Origin of the sequence: Novosphingobium endophyticum (assembly GCF_014640675.1) — a bacterium.
Lineage (GTDB): Bacteria > Pseudomonadota > Alphaproteobacteria > Sphingomonadales > Sphingomonadaceae > Novosphingobium > Novosphingobium endophyticum.
In genome coordinates, this window is the sequence record NZ_BMHK01000006.1 from 41,419 (window position 1) to 66,036 (window position 24,618).

A 24,618-nucleotide genomic window follows, 5' to 3' on the forward strand; every position below is an offset into this window, starting at 1 on the left:
CTTGTTCAAAAGAAGCGCTCTCCGATGCGGATCGTGTCACCCGGAGCCACCGGAATACCCGCCGTCAGCTTGTAGAGGCGCTCGTCCGCCTCCCCGGCGGACTTGATGTAGACGCGCTTCTTGTTGGCCCGGTAGCTGAAGCCGCCGGCCTTGGCCACGGCATCGCGGACGGTCAACCCCAGCGAAAAGGGATACTCGCCGGGTTTGCCGACTTCTCCCAGGATGTAGATCGGGCGGTACGCGCCCACTTCCACCGTGACGCTAGGGTCGTTGACATACCCGTTGGCAAGACCCGCCATCAGCGCGGCCTGTATGTCGGATGGCCTGACGCCGGCAGCCTGGACATTTCCAAGCAGGGGAAACGCGATCGTTCCCTCTGACGAAATGACGAACTCGCCGGTCAAGGTCGGTTGGCCGTAGGTCGTGATCTTCACCATGTCGCCCGGCGCCAGCTTGAGTTCGATCTCTCTGCTCTCGAGCGGCTTGTCAGCCGCCGCCGGCGAAACCGCGCTGACGAACGTCAGCGCCAGGAAGACGATGAAACGCTTGATCCATAGCCCGGTCATTACACACCTCTCTTCCTAGGATTGCCGCCCGCCCCGTCCGTCACGAGACCTGACCCGATGTTGCGATCCCGCTTCCATGCGCGGAGAACGGCGGTCGCCGCGAGGCGGTGACAATCTTTTCGATGGTTTCCCAATAGCGGCCCGTCGTCGGCACGATATCAAACTTGCGGGTGATCGCCGATGCCGCCGCGCCCCTGAGCGCGCGCATCGCCGGATCATGGACAAGGCGCAGCGCCTCTGCGAAAGCGTGCGGATCGTTGGTCGGCACGACGGCCCCGGCCGCGCAGGGGACAAGCCCCTGCACCGCCTCGCGCGCGCGGTCGAGCAGTATCTCGGACGGGCCGGAGGCACAATTCGTAGCGACGACCGGCAGCCCGCACGCCATCGCCTCCACCAGCCCGTTCGGAAAGCCTTCCGCGTTCGAGGGGAGCGCGAAGAGCGTCGCGCGCTTGAGTATCGCAAAGGGATTATCCACGAACCCGGGAAGGCGGACGCGCCCTTGCAGTCCGAACCGGGCGATCTGCGCTTCCAGCCTGCGCCGTTCCGGCCCCTCGCCCAGAATGACCAGCGAACCGGGCAATCCGGACTGGGCGAAGGCCTCGATCAGCATCGCGAAGTTCTTGTTGGGGACGAGCCTGCCGGTCGCGGCAACGAATTCCCCCTCGACGGGCGGGACCATCGGTTTGGCGCCAAGGGTCTCGATCAGGGCGTGATCCACGGGATTGGGTATGATCGATATCCGGTTGCTTCGCACGGCGAAATTCCGCACCAGATCCTGCGCCACGCCGTCCGAAACCGCGATAACGTGATCCGCTCGCGGATAGCTGAGGCGAAGCAGCAGCTTGCTTGCCAGCGCGCGCATGCGTCCCCCGAAATGGGCCGAACTGTTGACCCGTTCGCTGATGATGCAGGTGGTCTGTGTTCCCCAGGTCGCGGCGATATTGCTGACATTGGCCCGTGTCAGGAAGCTGAGCGTGACTTCGGGACGCAATTCGGCAAGCAGGCGGCGAAGCGCCAGGACGCCGGGAAGAAGCCTGTGGCGGCTGTCGAACTCGATGACGTCCACCCAGTCCGGCACCGGATAGGCACCGCGTTCCCGGTCGAGCAGGACAAGCGAAATGTCATACCGGTCACGCCACGGGCCGGAAGCCCGCAGCAGGGTCGTCATGATCCGTTCCGCTCCGCCCCCGGCAAGCGAATTGATGATGAAGACCGCTCGTTTCCTTCGGTGCGAACCCGGCATCATTTTATTTGAGCGAACGTGAAGTCGAGCGGCCAAGGTGCCTCGCGGTGTCGGGCGACGATGCCAGGGAATGATAGAGCGTTGCGGTGCTGCGGGCTGACGTTTCCCAGTCAAAGCGCCGCTTCACCAGATGCGCGTCGGCTGTGCGCGCCTGATGCCCCTCTGCCAGTAGGCAGGCCAGGCGATCGGTATCGCCAACCGGAAAATAGCAGTCCTCGCTCAGCCCGACGTCGCGGTTGGCGGCAATGTCGCTGAGCAGCATGGGCGCCGCGCAGGAGGCAGCCTCCAGCGCGGCGATGGGCAGTCCTTCATGGTAAGAGGGCATCACGAATACCGAGCAGTTCTCGTAAAGGCATTTCAGGACCGGGCGCGGCTGGAAGCTGAGAAACAGGACCCGGTCGCTGGCATGGGACCGCAGTTCGCGAACATAATCGGAATCGTGATCGGCATCGCCGGCGATGGCCAGCACGGAGCCATCCGCCGGAGCGCTTGCCCGAAAGGCGCGAATGAGGTCATGCAGCCCCTTTTCAGGCACAAGCCGCGCGACCGCCAGCACGTAGCCCTTCGGCCTCAGCCCCAGTTGCGCAAGCGTTTCGGCGGCGTCCACGCCGCTCGATGGCAGTTGCGGCGCCCCGTTCGGAATGTAGGTGACCTTGTGTGCCTGAGACGGGAATATCTGCTTCAGATGCGCGGCAAGCGAAGGCGAGATCGCAATCACGCGATGCGCCCAGATCAGTCCCGACCTCTCGCCTATGCGGAGAATGAGCTTTGCCATCAGCCCCCATTTGGCACGTTCATAGTCGGCCCCGTGGTGGGTTACGACCACCTTCAGGCCAAGCACTCGCGCCAGGGGTGTCAGCAACGCCGGCCCGATGCCATGGATGTGCAGAACGTCGGTGCCGCGTATCCAGGCGTAAAGCGTGGCGATGAAAGTCGCGACGATGGCCTCGAGCGATTGCGAACGCGGAGACGGCAGGGAGATGAGGGAAATGCCGCGATAGCTGCGATCACCGCTTTCGACATAGGGCGCGCGGCAGAGCACGGAAATCTGGAGGTTCGGGTTGTCCCGCTTGATGCGGGGCAGGATTTCCTCGCAATGACTCTCGACCCCGCCCATCACCCGAGGAATGCCTCGAAGACCGGTGACAAATATCTTCATGCTCGGCCGATACCTCTAACATTACGATGCCACTGCTCAACCTTGAGCGGATCAATAAGATGACAGGCGTTACGGCACACCACAGCGATTGAAAGATTCCGGTTATCACCGGAGATTCTTCCATGCTCAGACCAATAGTGCCTCAATATCGAATGGCCCGATACTGAGCTGACGTCACGTGTTGGCAGGATGATAGCGCGGTGCAGACGGGACTTGAACGCCGATTGTGCGCCGCAACATTCCCCTCGTCGGGTTTTCGGCTCAACATATCGTATGCCGTGTCTTGCTCCCCGGTTCCGGGCCCTTCGCGGATCATCCCTTGGTGGTATCGGGTATCCGCCCGAAGGGGCAATCCGCGTTCCCTCACGCTCGCTCGCGCAAGACTCGGACAGGTTGCTGGCTGCGGTCGGGAGCCCAGGTGATGACCGGTTCCGCCCCCGTGACCTTGAAGAGCGCCGCGTCGGGCGTGTCGATGGCGGCATCGCGGATTTCCAGATGCAGGGGCGTGTCCGTAGCGATAAGGAAGACGGGCGCCGAATTGCCCGCCTCCGCGCGAACCACGGGCCGGTCGAGCACATATCGGTCGACGGCCCCATGAAAGGAGAAGTGCGCCGCCTCGCCCGTCCCTCCATAGTGTCTGGGATTCTCGCTTATGCACCGGTGCAGTTCGCCGCTGCTCCAGAGACGGAAATTGCGCTTGTTCAGCCGCGCCGCGCAGTCCTCGAGATAGACATTCTCCGACTTGAGATCGAAACCGCCGTCGCTGCACTCGCTCGCCACGCAGGAAAGATAGCGGATTTTGCGATTGCCGCGTTCGTCGGAGAACCCGTCCCCGTTCCAGTACCTGTCCGCCGGCCTGGACGATTCCCGAAAGCCGTGCGCCGCCACGCGCGAATACGTGATGTCGTAGGCCTGGTCATCCAATTGGAAACCGACACAATAGAGATCGCCCTGCGCACTGCCGTAGGCCGTGACGTCCTCGATCACACCATTGTGCGAATCATAGCGGATGCGCGTCATGCTTTTGTCGACCTCGTGCGCCGTGACGCGCCGGACCGCGAAGTTGGTCAATCGTGCCGGATCGGTGTTGTTGGAGCTCGTGTCCTCCAGAAAGCGATAGAGATTGCGCGCCTCGCAGTCCTCTATGACCAGATCGTCGACGGGCACATTCACCCGCACCGCCCCGTTTCCAAGATCGAGGAAGCTGCAGTTCCGGATGATCGTGTTCGACCGGACGCGCAGGCCTTCGCCGCCCTCGCCCTTGGTGCCGAGGCTCGAACGGGTGCCCTGAAAGGTCTTCCCGTCGATGATCGTAGCAGCCTGGCCACCTGCGGCACGGGGAGCCAGCAGCGCCGCCAGGCCCGTGGCGACGAAAACTCTGCGGGTGATATCCGGTGGCATGGCGTTGCTCCGAGGCGAGGGATGCTTCTGGAAGCACTGCGACAGGTTTTCCGGCCTTCAACATTACTGCACCGGTGGCGCCTCCAATGCCGCTCGAAGTTGCCGGCGGTGCGCGCGGCAATCAAGCCAACCTTTTGGTAGATAATGGTTAATTTTGACGAGACGGGCCTGACATGCGGCCAGTGGAGCGCCTCGGCGCGGAACGCCGGCGCGCTAGCCGCGCTTTTTGCGAGACTTCAGTGCCGCCGCGATTCCCACGCCAATCGAGGCCGGGATGGCAACCACGACCAGCGCGGCCGCGACGCCCGCCGTCAGGAGCGCGGATCCTGCCAGATGCACAGCCTCTCCGGCCACTTTCTCTATCGCATTGACATTGGGAAGTTCCGCGACTTCGCTGCTCTTCCTCATCGCATCCAACTCCGCATCCCGTGGACCCCACACCCAAGCTGCCGGTCAGCATGCCCCCTCGGATGCTAATGCACCCATATCTACACAATCTTAACACGCCGCTAAGCGTGTGCAAAATAGGGGGAAAGCCACAAGTCACACAAAAATGGGGTTTTTCCCCGGCTTCCCGCTTGCGGGATCATGCTTTAGAATGGTCGCGCAGCCTGAAAGAAGCCCGGGAGGCCGCCATGGCCATTCGCCCCTATTCCATAACATTGCTGGCCATCATCGGTGCCGGCGCGCTCGCCTCGGCGCTGGTGGTTCCCGCCGGATCCAGTTCCGCGGCCGGCAGCATCCCGCCGCCGCCTGCGGAAAAAGTCGCGCCAGAAGGCGATCAGGTTGCCGTGCTCGCCGGCGGATGCTTCTGGGGAATTGAGAGGCTATTCGAACATGTCCGGGGCGTGAAGTCGGTCACGTCCGGCTATGCCGGGGGCACAAGGGCCACCGCGAACTATGCGGACGTTTCTTCCGGACGCACCAGGCATGCGGAGGCAGTGCGCATCGTCTACGATCCGGCGCGGATCAGCTATGGCCGGCTTCTGCAGATCTATTTCTCTGTCGCGCACGATCCCACGCAACTCAACCGCCAGACGCCCGATGTCGGCCCCAGCTATCGCTCGGCCATTTTCCCGCAAAATGCCGCGCAGCGTGCTGTGGCCCAGACCTATATCGCCAAGCTGACCAGGACCGGCGCATTCACCCGGCCGATTGTCACCACGCTGGAAAGCGGAAGGTTCTATCCCGCCGAGGCCTATCATCAGGACTTCATGCGCAAGAACCCGGATCATCCGTACATCGTGCGGTGGGACATGCCCAAGCTGGCGGCATTCAGGAAGGAATATCCGGGACTCTATCGCAACTGACCAGTTCCAGCGCCAGCGCCTCGGCCACGCGGATGCCATCGACGGCGGCGCTGAGGATGCCGCCCGCATAGCCCGCGCCTTCGCCGGCGGGATAAAGGCCGCATGTGTTGAGACTCTGGAAATCGCGCCCGCGCGTGATGCGCACCGGCGAGGAGGTGCGCGTCTCCACGCCGGTCATGACCACGTCGGAATGGTCGTAGCCGGGAACCTGTCGGCCGAAAACGGGCAGCGCCTCGCGGATGGCGTCGATCACGAAATCGGGCAGGCACTCGCGCAAATCGGTCAGGTGCACGCCCGGCTGATAGCTGGGGATCACCGCGCCGAATTCGCTCGAAGCGCGCCCGGCGAGGAAATCGCCGAGTTTCTGGCCCGGCGCCTTGTAGTTCGCGCCGCCCGCCTTGAAGGCCAGTTCCTCGAACTTTCTCTGGAACGCGATGCCGGCTAGCGGATGGCCGGGATAGTCGCGTTCGGGCGTGATATCGACGACAAGTCCGGAATTGGCGTTGAACTCCGCGCGCGAATACTGGCTCATGCCGTTGGTGACGACGCGCCCCTCCTCGCTGGTCGCCGCCACGACGCGCCCGCCCGGACACATGCAGAACGAATAAACCACGCGCCCGTTCGCGCACTTGTGCGAGATCGAATAGGCCGCCGGGCCGAGGATGCTGTTTCCGGCATTCGGGCCATAGCGCGCATTATCGATCCAGCTTTGCGGATGCTCGATGCGCACGCCCAGTGCGAAGGGCTTGGCCTCGACGTGGACACCCCGGTCGTACAGAACCTGAAAGGTATCGCGCGCCGAATGGCCGACGGCCATGATGACGTGGCTCGCGGGCAGGAACTCGCCTGTCGAGAGGTGCAGGCCCGTGAGGCGACGCCCGCCGCCGGCCTCCTGCTCGATCTCGAAGTCCTCGACGCGAGTCTGGAAACGGTATTCGCCGCCCAGCTTCTCGATCGTCTCGCGGATGGACATGACCATTGTGACGAGCCGAAACGTGCCGATGTGCGGATGCGCTTCGGTCAGGATGTCCTCCGGCGCCCCCGCCTTGACGAATTCGGTCAGCACCTTGCGCCCCAGATGACGCGGATCCTTGATGCGGCTGTAGAGCTTGCCGTCGGAGAATGTGCCCGCCCCGCCCTCTCCGAACTGCACATTGCTTTCCGGGTCCAGCACCGAGCGGCGCCACAGGCCCCAGGTATCCTTGGTCCGTTCGCGAACGGCCTTGCCGCGCTCGATGATGATCGGCCGGAACCCCATCTGCGCCAGCACCAGAGCGGCGAGCAGGCCGCAGGGTCCGGCCCCGATGACGACGGGACGCAGCCCCGCGTAGTCTTCGGGCGCGCGGGCGACGAACCTGTAGGAGGTATCCGGGGTCGGCCGGACATGCTGGTCCTCAGCGAAACGCGCCAGCACCTCGGCTTCGTTCCGGAGCTGGACGTCGAGCGAATAGACCAGCTTGATCGCCGTCTTGCGCCGCGCGTCGTTACCCCGGCGGACCACCGCGAGGCGCTCGATATCCCCCGGCTCGACGCCAAGGCGCGCGATGACGGCCTGCTCGAGATCGGCGGGACCGTGGTCGAGGGGAAGGGCAAGATCGGACAGACGAAGCATTGCCGCGCCCATATACACCTTGCCGCCGCCGCGCCATGGTCTTGCGATGCGCGCCGCGATGCCCGACAATCGCGGGAACAGACCCAAGGGAGTCGTCAGCCATGTTCATCGCGATGAATCGCTTTCAGGTCATCAAGGGTGAGGAAGAAGGCTTTGAAGCGATGTGGAAGAACCGCGAGAGCTTCCTCCACGAAGTGCCGGGATTCGTAGAATTCCATCTGCTTCGCGGACCGGCGGCCGAGGATCACACGCTCTACGCGACGCACACCGTGTGGCATTCACAAGGCGACTTCGAGGCCTGGACGCGGTCGGAAGCCTTCCGCAAGGCGCATGCCGGGGCGGGCTCGGCCAGACCGCGCTATATCGGGCCGCCCAGATTCGAAGGCTTCGTGGCGGTCCAGACTGTCGATGCCCAGGGATCAGCGAGCTGAATGAGACGATGATCGGACCACTGCAAGATCATCCAAGACGAGTCGGCGACCGACACACCCCACCTTGGAGCGCTCGAGCGGGCTCCGGCTACGCAATGGCATTATAATATAATGCTTAACTTATATTTCGCGCGCGCGGCCCCGGTTTTCTTGGGCTTGTAACCTTACGAGACGAAGAATTAGTGATAAATATCACAAAACACAGGCCTTCAACAAAGACGGCATTGGGGTTTACAATGCCCTCCGCTTAGTGTCTGGAGATCCTCGCGAAGGGGAAGTCGCCAAGCAGAGCACGTTGACAGCACATGTCTGCCGCGCGATTGCTGAAAAAGTGGGGGGATGAACGATGCGCAAGTTTCGGTCGATGATGGCGGTCGCCACTCTCGCCGTCCTGGCAGGATCCCGTCTGGCCACTGCAGCCCCTGCAGAGCTTCGTCCCTCGGTTGAGGAAAGCTTTCCGATTGGCAATTCCGGCCCCGCCTGTGAAGTGCAGGGCACGTCCATGGGCGATGAGCGGCGGTCCATGTTCGACCGCAAGTGGGTCATTCTCTGCACCGACGTCGCGCGCCCGGTCGGAACGGCCTACGCCTTGCGCGACCCTGCCGATGCGGTCCAGCGTATAGCCGCCGCGCGCGAAGAGGCGCTCGATTGCCCTGAGGCGAATGCCGCCTTCGCGGATGAGGGAATGGCCTGCACCGGCGTGAAGTCAGGTCTTCCCTGGCGCGTCTACATGCGCCGCACCGATCGCGGCGACGTGGCGGTGGAGGGGCTCGCCGCCTATGACGACGCCCTGCGCCTGACGGTTCGGTCGCTGGTAGCGGACCGGGTCGTCGACGGGCCGATTTCGATCGCCAATCTGGGCTCGGGCGATACGCTCAGCCTGGTTCGCGCGCGCGCCGCGAACAGCGATCCGGGCCTGCTGCTGGGTCAGGGATACCGGGGCAACAGCGCCGGCTCCTTTGCCGAAGCGGCGGAGTTCTTCGCCGCCGCTCCCGCTATTCTCGCCGATACGGCGCAGGACGGCGGCTTTTCCCGCGAGACCCAGATCCACGAGGCGCTGGTCAACAGGGCACTGCAGCTTTCCAATCTCGGCGCCTTCGCTCAGGCCGAGCGCAATTTCGCCGAAGCGAGGGACATGGGACTGCGCGATCCGGTCCAGTCACGACTCGCGCGCAATTATGCCGCGATCGACGCGATCAACCGGGGCGAACTCGCAGAGGCGCTGGACATCCTGGGCCGCGACGTTGCGCCCTTCTTACCGTCCGACAGCACCGACGCGGGCGTCAGCATCGACCGGCAGACCGCGGCCGGCCTCAACGCCGCGGCGGGGACCAGCCTGACCGCCCTGCTCGGCCAGCCAACCCGCCTCTCCCCGCAGGACCGCGCCGCCATCATTGACGCCCAGGCCCTGCAATTGCGGGGCACGGCGCTGCGCCTGCAGGACAAGCCCGACGAGGCGCGGCAGGCCCTTGCCCGGGCCTACGACGACGCCATGAAGGTGCAGGACGGCCGCATCCTTTCGATTGCCCGCCTGCGCGCGCAGATCATGACCGAACTCGCCCTCGGCTACGAGGCACAGGGCCGTTACGGAGAGGCGGAAAGCAACCTTCGCGGCGCGCTCGAACTCGTCCGGACCACGTATCCGGACAGCGCATCGGTCAACGTCGTGAGTGCGCGTCTGGCCGGTTTCCTCTCCCGCCGGGGCCAAGGCGCCGAGGCGATGGCGATCTACCGCGCCGTCGTGGACGATGTCATGCGCAACCGGGGCGCGCTGGTCGGCATGGAAAACCTCATGCGGCCCTACTTCGACATGCTCGCGGGAGAGGGATCGCGGGACGAGGCCACCGTCGGCGAGCTGTTCCGGGTGAGCCAGCTCCTCCAGCAGACTGGCGCCGCCGAGACGCTCACCCAGCTTTCGCGCCAGCTCGAAGGCGGATCGGGCGAGGCCGCCGCGCTGTATCGCCGTTCGCTCGGGATTTCTCGCGAGCTTGAACGCACCCGCATCGAGATCGCGCGGCTGACCGCCGCCAGCGAAGCCGGAGAGAACGATCCCCGCATCGATGCGCTGCGGGCGCGCCGCGACCAGCTTGCCGACGCGCAAGTCGCCGCGATGGACGCCCTGGCCGCTTATCCGAGCTACCGCGCGGTCGCCCACCGCACCGCCTCTCTTCCTGAGTTGCGGTCCTCCCTGCGCTCCGGCGAAGGATACCTGAAGCTCGCGCAAGTCGCCGGATCGCTCTACGCCGTGTTCATTTCGCCCACCGAAACGCGGGGTTGGAAGGTGGCACTGAGCGCGCAGGAGACGGCCGACGCGGTCGATACCCTTCGCGATTCCATCTCGCTTACGATCAACGGGGTCCAGTCCACCTATCCCTTCGACGTCGACACCGCGCTCGCGCTGGACGAAGCGCTGCTCGGCCCGGCTCGCACCGATGTGGCCTCGCTTTCGCACCTGATCTTCGAGCCGGCGGGAGCGATGCTCAAACTGCCCCTCAACCTGCTGACGGGCGACCGCGAAGGCGTTGCCGCCTATCACGCGCGGGTCGAGGCCGGAGGGGACGAGTACGACTTCACCGGCATCGACTGGCTAGGCCGCGACCGCGCGGTGAGCACCGCACTCTCCGCCGCCAGCTTCCGCGACGCGCGGGCAGCCCCGGCTTCGGCAGCGCCGCGCGATTACCTCGGGCTTGGCAACAACGTGCCGCTCGGGCCAGTCGGTTCCCGGCCCGGCATCCGTTCCGGCGAAGAGGTCGCGATTGACGCCGACTGCGTCTGGCCGCTCTCGACCTGGAACCAGCCGATCTCGCCCAGGGAACTGAACGAAGCGGCAAGCCTGCTGGCCGGCGGCGGGGCCGACCTGATGACCGGGGCCGCCTTCACCGACGAGGCGATCATGGCCCGGCCTGACCTCGGCGCCTTCCGCATCGTCCACTTCGCCACGCACGGCCTCGTCACCGCGCCGCGCGTCGGCTGCCCGGTGCGCCCGGCGCTGCTGACCTCGTTCGGCGATGCCCGGTCGGACGGGCTGCTGTCCTTCGGCGAGATATTCGACCTGCAGCTCGACGCGGACCTCGTGATCCTCTCGGCTTGCGACACGGCCGCGGGAGCCGGTCTGGAAGCAACCCGCGAGGCCGGGCTTGCCACCGGCGGCGGGCAGGCGCTCGACGGGCTGGTGCGCGCCTTCATCGCGGCGGGCGGGCGGCAGGTCATCGCAAGCCACTGGCCCGCGCCCGACGATTTCGACGCGACCGAGCGGCTGTTCAATGGCTTCTACAAGGCCAGAGGCGTTTCGATCGGCGAGGCCCTGCGCACTTCGCAGCGCCGGCTGATGGACGATCCGCTGACCTCGCACCCCTATTACTGGGCGGGCTTCGCCGTGATCGGTGACGCTACCCGGCCCGTTCCCGCGCAGTGATCGCGACACGGCCATGGCAAGCGCTTCGGACATGACGGCACGGCCGGCCCTGATCCGCCAGGGCTGGCGCAAGGTGCGCGCCGCCAGCAAGCGCCAGATGGCGGCGACCGCCCTGCTCCTGATCCTCGCCCTCATCCTCGCCCGCTTCAGCTGGAACATTCCGGTCGTCGGCGATGCCGAGGATTCGCTCTACGACCTGCGCAGCTTCGTCATGGCGCCGCAGGTCGAGCAGGATCCGCGCATCCAGATCATCGCCTATACCGACCAGACGCTGATCAACGTGAAGAAGCGCTCCCCGCTCGACCGGGGCCTGCTCGCGTCCACCCTGCGCACACTCGACGGCATGGGCGCGAAGGCCATCGGCATCGACATCCTGTTCGACCAGCCGCAGGACGAGGACGCCGATCTCATCGAAGCCCTGCGCGCGATGAAGACGCCGACTTTCGTCGCCTATGCAGACCACGCAACGAACGAAAACGACATCAACTACGAGCAGCAGCAGTATCTGAAGAGCTTCCTGGCCCGGCTCGAAGGAAGCAATGCCCGGCCAGCGAGCATCCGCCTCAGCAACTACCAGGGTGCCACCCGAGTCTGGCCCTCGATAGTGCCGGGCCTGCCGCCGCTCCTGGGGCAGGCTATGGTAGCATCAGGGGGCAACGGCGAGGACGAGGCTTTCCCCGACTACACCGGATCGATCCGCTACCGCCTCTCGAACAGCGATGCGCCGGTCTTCTCCTCGATCCCGATCGACCTTTTCGCCGCGCTCGAAGATCCGGGAATGGCCGCCGCATTCGCCGCGCAGGTTCGCGGCCGCTACGTGCTCATCGGCGGACAGATTGTCGACACCGATCAGGTCACCACCAGCCTGACCAGCTACATCGGCACCACTGTCCCCGGGATCGAGGTCCACGCGGCGACCATCGCGCAGATGCTCGACGGCGCGCCGAAAACGCCGGTCGCGGCCTGGCAGCGCTGGTCGGTGGCGCTGCTCGTCATCGTCGCCGCCGCGCTGACGGCCCTGCTCGACGCGCGAACCTGGAAGATCGTCCCCCTTTTCGTCGCACAACTCGCGGTCATCGTCGGCCTGCCGTTCTATCTCGAACACGCGGGCGTGGAGACGTACGGCACGCCCGCCTTCGGCTGGATCGCGGGCTGGATCCTCGCCTTCATCGCCGTTTCCAGCGCGGTGCGCGCCTCGGGCACGGTGGAGCGCCGCTTCGCGCAGGACGCGCTCGGCAAATACCTGCCGCGCGACATCGCGCAGGAAATCATCGACAACCCGGAGCGCCTCACGCTCTCGGGCAGCAAGCGCGAACTCTATATCCTGTTCAGCGATCTCGAAGGCTTCACCCAGCTTTCGCACCAGCTCGAACCGGAAGTCGTCGCGAGGCTGCTCAACGAATACCTCGACAAGCTCAGCTCGGTCGTCCTCGAACATGGCGGGATCGTCGACAAGTATGTAGGGGATGCCGTGGTCGCCTTCTGGGGCGCGCCGATCGCGCGGCCCGACGATGCCGAGAAGGCCGCCAGGGCCGCCTATGCCATGTGGCAGGCCGGCGAGGAATTCCGCCGAAACATCGACCCCGCGCTGCCGCCGATCGGCCGCACCCGCGTCGGCCAGCATTTCGGCGAGGCGGTGGTCGGCAACTTTGGCGGAGAGCGGCGTATACAGTATACTGCGCTGGGAGATGCGATGAACACGGCCGCCCGCCTCGAATCCGCCAACAAGGCCCTGGGCACATCGGTAATCGCCAGCCGCGAATTCGCCGAGCGTTCGGGGCTGGACTGGTGGCGCCCCCTGGGCCGGGTGGTTCTGAGGGGCCGTGCCAAGCCGGTCGACGTGTTCGAGCCAGCGCCCGATTTCCCCGCCGCCGACCGCGAGGCGCTGAGCGCCGCCGTCGCGCTGATCGACACCGACCCCGCTGCCGCCGCCAACCAGATCGAAGCCATCGCCGCCGCCCATCCGGACGACGCGGCGCTGCGCAATCTTCTCGAACGAACCCGCAAACTCGAAGGGAACCGGGCTTATGTCCTCGCGTAAGAGCCACCGCTTCGCTCGGGCCGCTTTCGGCGGCCTCGCCACTCTCGCGCTGATGGCGCTGCCGGCCAGCGCCATGGCCGGCATCGTCGTCGCTTCCAGCGGCCCTTCGGCAAAGGACTATCCGCCGGGCAAGAAGCTGTCCGACGATGCCAGGATCACGCTCAAGGCCTCGGACAGCGTGACCATCCTCGACAAGCGCGGCACCCGCGTGCTGCGCGGCGCCGGAACTTTCACCGTAGGCTCTCCGCGCGGACCGAGCCGCGTCTCGACTTTCGCCGCGCTCACCACCCAGCGCAGCGCCAGCCGAGTACGCACCGGAGCGGTGCGCGCCGGCGGACCCGAGGGCAAGCCGCTGCGGCCGAACCTCTGGTACGTCGACGTGACGAGCCCCGGCCCGGTTTGCGTCATCGAACCAGCCGAAGTGCGCGCCTGGCGTCCGGGTGTCGAAGGCGATGCGACCTACAGCGTAAAGCCCGCGGCGGGCGGCCCCGCGACCACACTCACTTTCGAGAGCGGTTCGATGGTCGCGCCATGGCATGACGGCACGCCGGTCACGGACGGGTCATCCTTCACGATTTCGCAGGGCTCCGCCGCACCGGCAGTGACCGTCAGCTTCGCGCTGCTCCCCGAACAGGACTACGCGCCGGAAGACCTTGCCGAGGTGCTTCTGGCGAAGGGCTGCGAAGGACAGGTCGCGCTGCTGGCGCAGTCGCTGGTCCTGCCGGAAAGCTGATCGCGCCGGCCAGCGCGCCACAAGACAGGTTCAGTGCCGGACAAGGGAAGTCCGGCGTGGGGGAATAAGAATGAGGGTAAGTTCGACTGCGGATGGGATAGGGAACAGGGTCCTGCGAAGCAGACCCCGGACGCGCGCGCTCCTGCTCGCGCCCGCCATCGCGGCGGCCGCGTTCCCGCTGGGCGCGCGGGCGCAATCCGCCCCTTCCACGCCGCCGCCCCAGACCCGTGAGGAACTCCGCCCCGGCCGCGTGCTCGACCGTCTGCCCGCGCCGCGCCCCCGCGTGGAGATCGACGACCAGATCGAGCGCGGCCCCTGCCCGCTCGCCGATCCCGCCTTCGCCCAGACCCGCGTCAATTTCTCGCGCGTCGAGTTCGCCCGCCTCGAAGCGGTCGATCCTTCCGTGCTCGACGATACGTGGCGGGACATGGCGGGGCAGGATCTGCCCGTTGCGGCCCTGTGCGACGTGCGCGACCGCGCTGCGACGGCCCTGCGCGAGATGGGCTACCTCGCCGCAGTGCAGATCCCGCCGCAGCGCATCGAAAAGGGCGGCGACGTGCAGATGGACGTGCTCGTCGCCCGCCTCGTCGAGGTGCAGGTGCGCGGCGATGTCGGCGCCAACGAGAAAGCCATCGCGGCACACCTCTCGCGCCTGACCGAACAGCCCTGGTTCAACACCCGCGTCGCCGAGCGGCAGTTGCTCCTGCTCGGCGACATGCCGGGCTATCAGGTCCGGCTGACGCTCAAGCCGGCCAAGGGCGCGCCCGGCGAAGTCGTGGGCGATGTTCTCGTGCGGCGCGAACCCTTCGAACTCGTCGGCGGCATCCAGAACCTCGGCGCGAAGGCCACGGGGCGCGAGGGCGCATTCGTCCAGGCGACATTCAATGGCGTGACCGGCCTTGCCGACCGCACCACGCTCAGCCTCTACAACACCTTCGATGTCGAGGAGCAGACCGTGCTTCAGGCCAGCCACGACTTCGCGCTGGGCGCGAGCGGGCTGCGCCTCGGCGGCAGCCTGCTGTGGGGCCGCAGCGAACCTTCCGGTCCTCTCCCCTTCGAAAGCGAGACGATCGCGGCCGACATCGGCGTCAGCTATCCGCTGGTGCGCAAACGCGATCTTTCGCTCCGCGCTGCCGGCGGCCTTGAGATTGTCGATCAGGACGTTGATTTCGCGGGAGCGACTTTCACGCGCGACCGCCTCCGCGTCCTCTATGCCCGCCTCGCCGTCGACACGATCGACGCTGACAGCCTGATCGGCCGTGGCGGCTTCACCACCGGCGAACCGCGCTGGCGGCTGGGGATGCAGGTCGAGGCGAGGCAGGGACTCGACGGGCTCGGTGCCAGCAACGACTGCTCACCGGTCACCGATTGCCTCGCGCCCAACGTGCCGATCAGCAACCTGCTCGCCGATCCCGGCGGCTTCGTCCTTCGCGCCGAGGCGAGCGCGGAATTCCGGCCCACGCCGAAAGTGACGCTGGCGGCCGCGCCGCGCGTGCAGTGGTCGCCGGACACGCTGCTGTCCTACGAACAGTTCAGCGTCGGCAACTACACCGTGGGACGCGGCCTCGATCCCGGCGTGCTGCTGGGCGACAGCGGCGTGGGTTCGTCGTTCGAGCTGCGCTACGGCAACCTCTCACGCGCCGTCGACAAGGCGCTGGCCGTCCAGCCCTACGCCTTCTTTGACGCGGCATGGGCCTGGCGCCGCGACGGCGGACTGACCGACGATCCGCAAAGCGCCTATACCGCCGGCGGCGGCCTGCGAGCGCGCTGGAACAAGAGGCTGGATGCCAACCTCTCGCTTGCCGTTCCATTGAAACGCGTCGGCTTTCAGCAACAGCGCGGCGATGTCCGCGTTCTCTTCACAATAAGGGCGCGGTTCTGGCCGCGGGATCCGTCATGACCAAGACTCCCATTCCCGCACGCGGGCGCAAGGCCGCTCTTTCCGGCGCCAGCCTCTCCGCGCTGATGCTCGCGGTTGCCGCCACCCAGCCGGCCGCCGCCCAGTCGTTCCAGGGGACCGGGAATGTCACCACGGGCTCCGCGTCGATCATCGACGGGGCCGGTACGACCGATGTCTTCGTCCTCACCAACGAGGTGGTGATCGACTGGACGACGCTCGATTCCAGCGGCACCGGGAACGTCGTGTTCCAGCCCTCCGGCACGACGGCGACGTTCGCCGAATCGAGCAGCGTCGGCACCGACTACACGGTGCTGAACCGCATCGTTCCGGTCGACGTCAACGGCGCTGCGACCAACGCGACGATCCAGTTCGACGGCACGGTCAACAGCACCCTGTTCGGCGCGACCGGCGGCAATATCTGGTTCTATTCGCCCAACGGCGTGATCCTGGGATCGACGGCACGGTTCAACGTCGGCGGGCTGGTGCTGACCACCAACCCGATCGACACGACCGGCGGGCTCTACGGTTCTTCGGGCGAGATCCGCTTCAACGGTGCGGCGGGATCGCTTGCCCCCGTGACCATACAGAGCGGCGCCCAGATCAACGCGGTGCTCAACCCGCAGGTGCCCGGCAATCCGGCCTATGTCGCGCTCGTGGCGCCGCGCATCGAGCAGGCGGGTACGGTGCGCTCGGACGGGTCCATCGCCTATGTCGCCGCCGAAGTGGCCGACATCACGATCAACGCCGGCCTGTTCGACATCAATGTCACCACCGGGACGACGGACGGCAACGGCGTGGTCCATACCGGCACGACCGGCGGTTCAGCCTCGACCGGCGCTGCCGACGTGAAGACGATCTACATGGTCGCGATGGGCAAGAACGACGGCCTCACCATGCTGCTGAATGGCGGCATCGGCTATGACGCCGCCGCGCTGGCTACCGACGATGGCAGCGCCGTCGTGCTGTCCGCCGGCCACGGCATCGGCTTCGATGCAGGCGATCCCCTCACCGCCACAGCCAGCATCGCCATCGGCGATGCGCAGTTCACATCACTGACCACGGCGACGGCCACCGACACGATCACCGTGGCGCCGACTAGCACCACCTCGTTCGAACGCTTCGCCACGCTCGATGCCATCAATCGCGTCGAACTCAACGCCGTGAGCGGCGCGCAGATCGTGGCCAACGATACGGCCGGTGTGCCCGCGGACCTGCCCTTCGGCACCGGCTACTCGCTGGACGTCAGCGCCGGCTATGCCGAGCAAGGCGGAACCATCGCCATCACCGTCGACGGCGGCGCGCTCTCCCTGGCCGGTCACTTGCGCCTGCGCGCGATCGGCGATGGAAGCGCCACGGCGGCGCTCTCTCCCGATGGAATCGGCGGTACGATCGCGATCAACCTGCTCGGCGGCTCGATAGACGCCAACGAGCTTCAGATCGACGCCAGCGGCTTTGGCCGGAGCAACAGCGTCGGCACCGGGGGCGTCGGCACCGGGGGCAGCATCAGCATCGCCAGCGCCGGCGACCTCGCCATAGCGGGCCTTACGGCAACCGCAGTGGGTACCGGCGGGGACGGAGACGTCGGCGGAGATGGCAACGGCGGCTCGATACAGCTCACAGCGTCGAACAACGGCACGATCGTGATGCCCTTTGCCAACCTCGACGCGTCAGGCAACGGCGGTTTCGGCCTCAATCAGGGCGGCAACGGCACCGGCGGCCAGATCGACACGGCCGTGGGCACGGGCGGTACGATCGGCAGCAGCACCAGCTATTCCGCCTCGACGGGCGGTTTCGGCGGCAGCTCCGATGCGCTTGGCGGCGACGGCACCGGTGGCGGCAACACGCTGACCGACGACGGCGGCATTCTGGATTTTACCAATGTTTCCATCAGTTCGATCGGCAGCGGCGCAAGCTCGGATGGCGACGCGGGAGACGGCTTTGGCGGCACCGCCCATGTCCTCCTTCGCGGCAACGCGCAGAACTGGGACAGCCTCTACGTCGACGCCAGCGCCTTTGGCGGCGAGAGCTTCGGCGGCGGCGCTTCCGGTTCCGCCACGGCGGACCTGGCAAACGGAGCCAGACTGGACGTGGAAGGGGTCGATCTGGGCATCGCCAACTTCCTCGAACTTCACGCCGACGCCTGGGTTGCGGTGAACGGCGATGCCGGAAGCTTCGGCCGCGCCGGCAATGCCGTCGTGGACGTTGGCACGGGCGGCTCGCTGACCGCTGGCGGCGACGTGTTCATAACCGCCAACGCCAGCTTCAACATTGAAGGGCTGGGCAGCGACCCCGACTTCACGCCCGACATGTTCGGCGGCAACGCCGCGCTTGCGATGGACAACGGCTCGGTCGCGGTGCCGAGCCTTTCCGTCGAGGCCTTTGCGGTGAGTATGGGCGCGCTGGTCGATGCCGGGTCGGCAACCGGCGGCACCGCGCAAGTCGCGGTCGGCAATAACAGCAGCCTGATCGTCGACAGCGCGCTCGGCGTGAGCGTGCCATCGGTACCCGGCCTCAACATCGTTGCCAGCGCCACGGGCGCCTACGAGACCCAGATCGGTCCCGACTTCCGCACGGTTGTGGACGGTCTTGCCAGCCCCGCGCAGGGCGGCTCCGCCAGTCTCCTGATAGACAGCGGCACCATCGACGTTGCCGAAGCCATGGTCGTCAAGGCTCAGGGCATCGGCGGGCCATCTGATACCATCGGCGGCGCGGACTCGCTCGGGAATGGCACCGGCGGCACCGCGCTGGTCGCGGTGAGTGGCGGGACCATGACGCTTGGCGCCACGCTCGACGTGCTGGCCGATGGCATCGGCGGCACGATCAAGGGCGGCGCCACAGGCGGCGATGGCGTCGGCGGCCTTGCCGCGATCGACGCCTCGGGCGGCGCGCTGTTCGTCAACGGCGCCGGCCTGACGATCTCGGCCAATGGCGAGAGCACCGGTGTCGATCCGGCCGAAAGCGGCAGCAGCGGCAACGCCACGGGCGGCGAAGCGCGTCTTTTGGGAGGCGGGGGCGATGTGACCGTTGCGGGAACCACGCTGGTCCGCGCGCGAGGACTCGCCGGCGCTGCCGGGGTCGGCGGCGTGGCGGGAGACGGCACCGGCGGCCTTGCCCTGCTGATCTCGGAGAACGGTGGCACCATAGCCCTGAACGACGCCGTATCGGTGCTTGCCGACGGCCTTGGCGGAGCCGGCACGGCCAGCGGGGCGCTCGGCGGCAATGGCTTCGGCGGAAGTGCATCGGCAGGCCTGTCCGGGACGGGCGGCATGACGATCACCGGCAACCTGCTGCTCGACGTCTCCGCGACGGGCGGTGACAACAGCGTCGATTCGCTGGTTCAGGGGCTTGCCAGCGGCGGCAGCGGCGGCCTCGAACTGGCGGGCGGCACCTTGCAGGTCATCGGCGATGTCACGCTCGACGCGGACGCCACCGGCGGCGCCAACCCCGTCGGCACCGCGCCGCCGACGACCGCCGGATTCCTCAAGATCGGCAGCGACACGGCGGACCCGAGCGGCACGCTCACTGTCACCGGCTCGCTCGATGTCAGCGCGGTGGGCGACGCCGCGCCGACCGGAGGCGAAGGCCTCAGCCTGCGCACCGCGAATGCCGCACTCTCGGTCGACGGCGACACGACGATCGCCGTCACCGGCAATGCGGTATTCGACATCGTGGGAAGCGGCAGCCTCGACACCGGCGGCGCGCTCGCGGTCACCTCCACAGCCGGGCAAGTGACAGGGACCGGGTTGCTCTCCAGTGGCGGCAACATGCTCATCAGCGGCGCCACGGGTATCGATCTCGGCAGTCTGGACTCGGGCGGCACCACCGGCCTGTTCGCCGCGAATGGCGCCGTGGCGATAGCCGATCTGCTTTCTACCGGGCCGGTGACGGTCTCGGGTCTCTCGGTCTCGATCGGCTCCAGCGGCGGCCTGACCTTCGCCGACGCCGATGCGACGAGCGGCGACCTCACGATCGACGTGAGCGACGGCCTGACAGTCGCCACCGTCGATGCCACCGGCGCGGTGACGCTGGCGAGCACCAGCGGGTCGGTGACCATGAACGATGCCGTCAGCGGCGCGGGCATCACGGCTACCGCCGGGCAGGACATCGCGGTGAACGGCGGCCTTGCATCCAGCGGCGGGGCAACGCTCGACGCGGGAGGCAGCGTGGCTGTCAACGGCGACACCATCGCGGCGGGGCTGCTCGACATCACTGCCGGGCAGACGATCACCGTCGATGCGCTGGCCAGCGGCAGCCAGATCGCGGCCACATCGCAGGATGTCGCAATCGGTTCGGCCGGCCAGATCGGCCAGCGCGGGACAACCGCCACCATCGGCTTCACCAACAGCAACGGCGGCAATGTCAGCTACGTCGGCGGAACCGCCACCACCGGCGGCTACAGCCTCGACGGCGGTGAACTCCAGCAGGTCTTCGCCGATCAGGAAATTGCCTTCGCGGTCCAGCCCAACACCGGTGCGGGCGAGGTGGAACTGGGCAACCTGAGCCTGTCCTTCGGGACGGGACAGGCCATCGGCAGCGGCGGGACCCTGTCCCTGACGACCGGCGGGCGAATTTCCGTGAACGGCGATGTGGCCCTCACCACGTCTGACCCGCTCGACACGCTCGACCTCGCGGCGGCGAGCGTCGAAGTCGTGACCGATGCCGGGTCGATCGCCATGAGCGATGCCAGCGGCAACCGCCTTGGCCGGCTGCGCGTAAACGCGGACCGTTTCGTCGCGGCGACTTCCGACGCCATCGCGCAGCTCGACCCGGCGATGAGCATGGACGAGGTGAACGCGCTGATGGACGGGCCCGGAACGGGTCCGGCTCAGGGCAGCCTGCTCGCCGGGTCGATCGAGGCCAATGTGGTCGAAGGGATCTATATCCAGAACATCGGTGCCTCGACCGAATATGCCGACCGGCGCGGCTTCACGGCGGATTCGCTTGCGATCACCACCGGCGCGGCGGACACACGCATCGTCATCAACGGCATGACGGTCGATGCGAGCGGCAATGCCGTCACCGGGCTCGACACGGTTTCCACGATCTTCATCAACGGCGCGGTCGCTGCCGGGGGCGGATCATTCGATGCGCTTTCCACCGTCAACGGGTGCATCATCGGCCTGCGCTGCGATTTGCCCCAGACGGGTCACGGCCCCGACGATCTCGTTCGCACGAAGGCGGATATCGAAAGCCCGGTGTCTCCCGGCAATATCGGCGGCGGCCTGCTCTCCGCCCCCGTAATCCAGATCGACACGCAGTTGCTTGAACTGGAGCGCGACCCGACATTGCCGCTTGTTGACGAGCCGGTTACAGGCGTAGGTAACGAAGATCTTTGGGATGGCGGCTGTTCTCCGGGCGAGGAGGACTGCGCGGAGGGGCAGACCAAGTGATCCATGCGGGGGGTACAGGGACCAGGCGGCGCGGAGCCGCGATCGTCTTCGCGGCGCTCGCGGCAATTCTTGTCGCGGCCCTCTTCGTATGGTCGAACACCGCCATCGCCGGCAGTTACGAAGGCGTCGCCAGTTGCGCCGGCTCGACCTGCCATGGCCGCAGCGAGGGTGACGGCAAGGTCGTGCGCCAGGACGAACTGCGCATCTGGCAGGAACCTTCGAGCAAGACCGGCGCGCACAGCCGGGCAGCGGCCGTGCTCTCCGCGCCGCGCGGGAGGCGGATCGCCTCGGCGCTGGGGCTCGGCAATGCCGCCTCGGCTTCGGCATGCCTCGGCTGCCATGCGACCAATGCGCCCGGTGCCTCGCGCGGCGGACGCTATCTCGCCTCGGACGGTGTTGGCTGCGAATCCTGCCATGGCGCGGCCTCCGGTTGGCTCTCCAGCCACTATGCCATGCCCGCGACCCATGCTTCCAATGTCGCGGCGGGCATGATCCCGCTTGAAAAGCCGCAGGTCCGCGCCTCCGTCTGCCTCGACTGCCACTTCGGCTCAGACAAGCCGGGGCAGTTCGTCACCCACGCGATGATGGCGGCCGGTCATCCGCGCGTCTCGTTCGAGCTGGACCTGTTCTCCTCGCTGCAGGCGCACTACGACATCGACGGCGACTACGTGAAGCGCAAGGGCCGGCTCGACAGCGTCCAGCTCTGGGCCGTGGGGCAGGCCGAGGCGGTGAAGCGCTCGGCCCGGCTCTTCACCAACGCCTCGCTCGCGACCGAGGGGATCTTCCCGCAGTTCTACTTCTACGACTGCCATTCCTGCCACCGCCAGATCACGGACAACCCGGCGGCGAAGCGTAGGTTCGAGGCCAATCCCGGCCGCCCGATCCCCTTCGGCAATCCGCCCTACAACGACGAGAACATGATCATGCTCTCCGCCGTGGCCGGCGCGCTCGCTCCCGGACAGGCGGCGCGATATGACACCGCCGCCAGGGCCTTCCACGCCGCCATGGCGCAGGGCCGGCCGCAGGCCGTGGAGGCCGCAAAGGCGCTGTCATCCGCAGCGGGGATCCTCTCCGACGCGCTGGCGAGCAGGCACTATTCCAGCGACACGGCCTTTCAGGTCATCGCCGCGATTTCGAGCAAGGCGATCACCCCCCGCCTGACCGACTACACGGGCTCGGCGCAGGCGGTCATGGCGGTGGACACGCTGCTGAATGCGCTGGTGCGCGAGGGCCGCGTCACGGTCGGCGCGGCGGCGGGCATCCGCGCGCAGATCAACCGCGCCTATGGTGCCGTCTCCGCTCCCGAGACGTTCGATCCCGCCACGTTCCGCTCCGCGCTGGGAGGCGCGGCGCGTTCTATCGAGGCACTGCGTTGATGCGGTACCTTGCAACGATCGCAGCGGCTCTGCTGGTTGCGGCCTGCGGCGGCGATGATGGCGGTTCGTCAGGCGGCGGTGGAAGTTCGTCGGGAGGCGGCGGTTCGGGGGGCGGGTCCTCGGGTGGCGGCACCCCGCTTGAAGACTACACAGCCCCTGCACAAACGGCACTGAACAGCACACAAGTGGGCAAGATCGTCGCCCAGGCGGCCGCGCAGGCCAGCCAGTCCGGGCATCCGGCGGTGATCGCGGTGGTCGACCGCGTCGGCAACGTGCTCGCCGTCTTCCGCATGACCGGCTCTCCCGCCAGTGCCACGATCCCCGGCGCGCCCAATGGCGACAACATCGACATCCAGGGCCTCTCCGTCCCCGCCGAGGCAGCGGCGATCGCCAAGGCCTTGACCGGGGCCTATCTCTCCAGCGCGGGCAACGCCTTTTCCAGCCGCACCGCCAGCATGATCGTTCAGGAGCACTTTCCGCCCGGCCCCAGCACCGTCGGCCTCGAAAGCGGACCGTTGTTCGGCGTGCAGTTCAGCCAGCTTCCCTGCTCCGACCTCGCCGCGCGTTTCAAGGCGGCCGGCGCCGATGCGCTGATCGGGCCGAAGCGCTCGCCGCTCGGCCTTTCGGCCGATCCGGGCGGTTTTCCGCTCTACGTGAACGGCGTGGTCGTCGGCGGCGTGGGTGTGAGTGCGGACGGGGTCTATGGCCTCGACGGCAACGTGCTCGATACCGATACCGATTTCGATGAGCGGATCGCGCTTGCCGCCACTATCGGCTTCGAAGCGCCCGAAGCGATCCGCGCCAATCGCATCCATGTCGACGGCACGCAGCTTCGCTATTCCGACACCGCTTACGGCAGCCTGTTCGACGTCGCCGGCGCGACTTATGCGCAGACCGCCCCTGCCCTCGGCAGCCTCGTCGCGGTCAAGGGCTATTTCGAGACCGCCGCCCTGCGTGCCGGCACCGCCTACGGCTCCGAAGCCTCGGGGCTGCGCGCCTCCACCGCCGCCGAGTTCTCCGACCGCGACGCCTTCGTCCTCACCGACGGCAGCGGCGCCAACCGCTTCCCGATCCGCGCCGGGACCGACGGCGCGGATATTGCCCAGCCGCTCACCGCCGACGAAGCGCGCGCGCTGCTGGAGGAAGCCTTCAAGGTGATGACCCGCGCCCGCGCGCAGATCCGCCAGCCACTCGACAGCCGGGCGCAAGTGACGATCTCGCTGGTCGACACGCGCGGACAGGTTCTCGGCATCGTCCGCTCGGCCGACGCGCCGATCTTCGGCACCGACGTCTCGCTGCAGAAGGCGCGTACGGCGACGTTCTTCTCCGGTGCGTTCGCCGGCGCGGAACTGCTCGCCGATCCCGGCAGCGACGTGCAGGGCTTCGTCGGCAAGGTCCGCAGCTTCCTCAGCGACGCGAACGCGCTGACCGGCACGCACGCCTTCGCCGACCGTTCGGGCGGGAACCTCTCGCGCCCCTATTTCCCGGACGGCGAGGTCGGCACCGCGAACGGCCCGCTCTCGCGCCCCATCGCGCAGTGGAGCCCGTTCTCCACCGGCCTGCAATCCGCGCTGGTGCTGACCAACCTCGCCCAGCACCTGCAATATGTGACCGGTGCCAGCGCGACCGACACGCCGCAGCGCTGCACCTTCCTGCCCGAAGTCGCCGCGGGGCAGAACCGGTTGCAGAACGGCATCCAGATCTTCCCCGGCTCGGTCCCGGTCTATCGCGGCAGTACGCTCGTCGGCGGCATCGGCGTCTCGGGCGACGGCATCGATCAGGACGACATGATAAGCTTCCTCGGCACACACAATGCCGGCGTGCGCCTCGGATCGCTGGGCAATGCACCGGCGGCGATCCGCGCCGACCAGATCGTGGTCAACGTCAGCGGCCGGCCGGTGCGGCTGCGCTACGTCCAGTGCCCCTTCGCGCCGTTCCTCGACACCAATCAGCAGAACGTCTGCGAGGGACTCTAGGATGAACTTGAATCATCCCCCTGCCCGTTCGTGTCGAGCGAAGTCGAGGCACGTCTGCACGGCGC

At 67.0% G+C, this 24,618-nt stretch carries 15 protein-coding genes; 9 read left to right on the forward strand and 6 right to left on the reverse strand.

Annotated elements, in window-relative coordinates; all coding sequences use genetic code 11:
• Nucleotides 1–5: 5 nt before the first annotated feature.
• The 5 genes from IEX32_RS06110 to IEX32_RS06130 form a co-directional block, all read right to left on the reverse strand.
• Nucleotides 6–566 (reverse strand): polysaccharide biosynthesis/export family protein, encoded by a 561-nt coding sequence (locus IEX32_RS06110; protein WP_188769544.1) that lies wholly within the window; start codon nt 564–566, stop codon nt 6–8.
• Nucleotides 567–606: 40 nt separating this feature from the next.
• Nucleotides 607–1,812: a glycosyltransferase gene (locus IEX32_RS06115; protein ID WP_373285420.1), complete on the reverse strand. Its 1,206-nt coding sequence runs from the start codon at nt 1,810–1,812 to the stop codon at nt 607–609.
• Nucleotide 1,813: 1 nt separating this feature from the next.
• Nucleotides 1,814–2,968 (reverse strand): glycosyltransferase family 4 protein, encoded by a 1,155-nt coding sequence (locus tag IEX32_RS06120; RefSeq protein WP_188769548.1) that lies wholly within the window; start codon nt 2,966–2,968, stop codon nt 1,814–1,816.
• A gap of 363 nt (nt 2,969–3,331) precedes the next feature.
• Nucleotides 3,332–4,369: a hypothetical protein gene (locus IEX32_RS06125; protein ID WP_188769550.1), complete on the reverse strand. Its 1,038-nt coding sequence runs from the start codon at nt 4,367–4,369 to the stop codon at nt 3,332–3,334.
• Nucleotides 4,370–4,582: 213 nt separating this feature from the next.
• Nucleotides 4,583–4,777, reverse strand: coding sequence for a hypothetical protein (locus IEX32_RS06130; protein WP_188769552.1), 195 nt, complete (start codon nt 4,775–4,777; stop codon nt 4,583–4,585).
• A 227-nt stretch (nt 4,778–5,004) separates the two neighbouring features.
• Between IEX32_RS06130 and msrA the strand changes: the two genes are divergently transcribed.
• On the forward strand, nt 5,005–5,679 hold the full coding sequence (msrA, locus tag IEX32_RS06135) for a peptide-methionine (S)-S-oxide reductase MsrA (RefSeq protein WP_188769554.1): 675 nt from the start codon (nt 5,005–5,007) through the stop codon (nt 5,677–5,679).
• On the opposite strand, the gene IEX32_RS06140 is transcribed toward msrA, so the two are convergent.
• Nucleotides 5,645–7,291 carry an NAD(P)/FAD-dependent oxidoreductase gene (locus tag IEX32_RS06140; RefSeq protein ID WP_188769779.1) on the reverse strand — a complete coding sequence of 549 codons (1,647 nt, stop codon included), beginning with the start codon at nt 7,289–7,291 and terminating at the stop codon, nt 5,645–5,647. The genes msrA and IEX32_RS06140 overlap by 35 nt on opposite strands.
• A gap of 101 nt (nt 7,292–7,392) precedes the next feature.
• Between IEX32_RS06140 and hmuQ the strand changes: the two genes are divergently transcribed.
• The 8 genes from hmuQ to IEX32_RS06180 all read left to right on the forward strand — a co-directional run bounded on the left by hmuQ (nt 7,393) and on the right by IEX32_RS06180 (nt 24,553).
• Entirely contained in the window at nt 7,393–7,722 is a 330-nt protein-coding gene (hmuQ, locus tag IEX32_RS06145) for a heme-degrading protein HmuQ (protein WP_188769556.1), read from the forward strand.
• Nucleotides 7,723–8,068: 346 nt separating this feature from the next.
• Nucleotides 8,069–11,137 carry a CHAT domain-containing protein gene (locus tag IEX32_RS06150; protein WP_188769558.1) on the forward strand — a complete coding sequence of 1,023 codons (3,069 nt, stop codon included), beginning with the start codon at nt 8,069–8,071 and terminating at the stop codon, nt 11,135–11,137.
• Nucleotides 11,138–11,150: 13 nt separating this feature from the next.
• Nucleotides 11,151–13,178 (forward strand): adenylate/guanylate cyclase domain-containing protein, encoded by a 2,028-nt coding sequence (locus IEX32_RS06155; protein WP_188769560.1) that lies wholly within the window; start codon nt 11,151–11,153, stop codon nt 13,176–13,178.
• Nucleotides 13,165–13,911 carry a hypothetical protein gene (locus tag IEX32_RS06160; RefSeq protein ID WP_188769562.1) on the forward strand — a complete coding sequence of 249 codons (747 nt, stop codon included), beginning with the start codon at nt 13,165–13,167 and terminating at the stop codon, nt 13,909–13,911. The genes IEX32_RS06155 and IEX32_RS06160 overlap by 14 nt, the downstream gene beginning before the upstream one ends.
• 70 nt (nt 13,912–13,981) lie before the next feature.
• Nucleotides 13,982–15,811: a ShlB/FhaC/HecB family hemolysin secretion/activation protein gene (locus IEX32_RS06165; protein WP_229736148.1), complete on the forward strand. Its 1,830-nt coding sequence runs from the start codon at nt 13,982–13,984 to the stop codon at nt 15,809–15,811.
• Nucleotides 15,808–21,201 (forward strand): beta strand repeat-containing protein, encoded by a 5,394-nt coding sequence (locus IEX32_RS06170; protein ID WP_188769565.1) that lies wholly within the window; start codon nt 15,808–15,810, stop codon nt 21,199–21,201. Before IEX32_RS06165 ends, IEX32_RS06170 begins: the two co-directional genes overlap by 4 nt.
• Nucleotides 21,198–22,577 carry a multiheme c-type cytochrome gene (locus IEX32_RS06175; protein WP_373285421.1) on the forward strand — a complete coding sequence of 460 codons (1,380 nt, stop codon included), beginning with the start codon at nt 21,198–21,200 and terminating at the stop codon, nt 22,575–22,577. Before IEX32_RS06170 ends, IEX32_RS06175 begins: the two co-directional genes overlap by 4 nt.
• Entirely contained in the window at nt 22,577–24,553 is a 1,977-nt protein-coding gene (locus tag IEX32_RS06180; protein WP_188769567.1) for a heme-binding protein, read from the forward strand. The genes IEX32_RS06175 and IEX32_RS06180 overlap by 1 nt, the downstream gene beginning before the upstream one ends.
• Nucleotides 24,554–24,618: the final 65 nt, after the last annotated feature.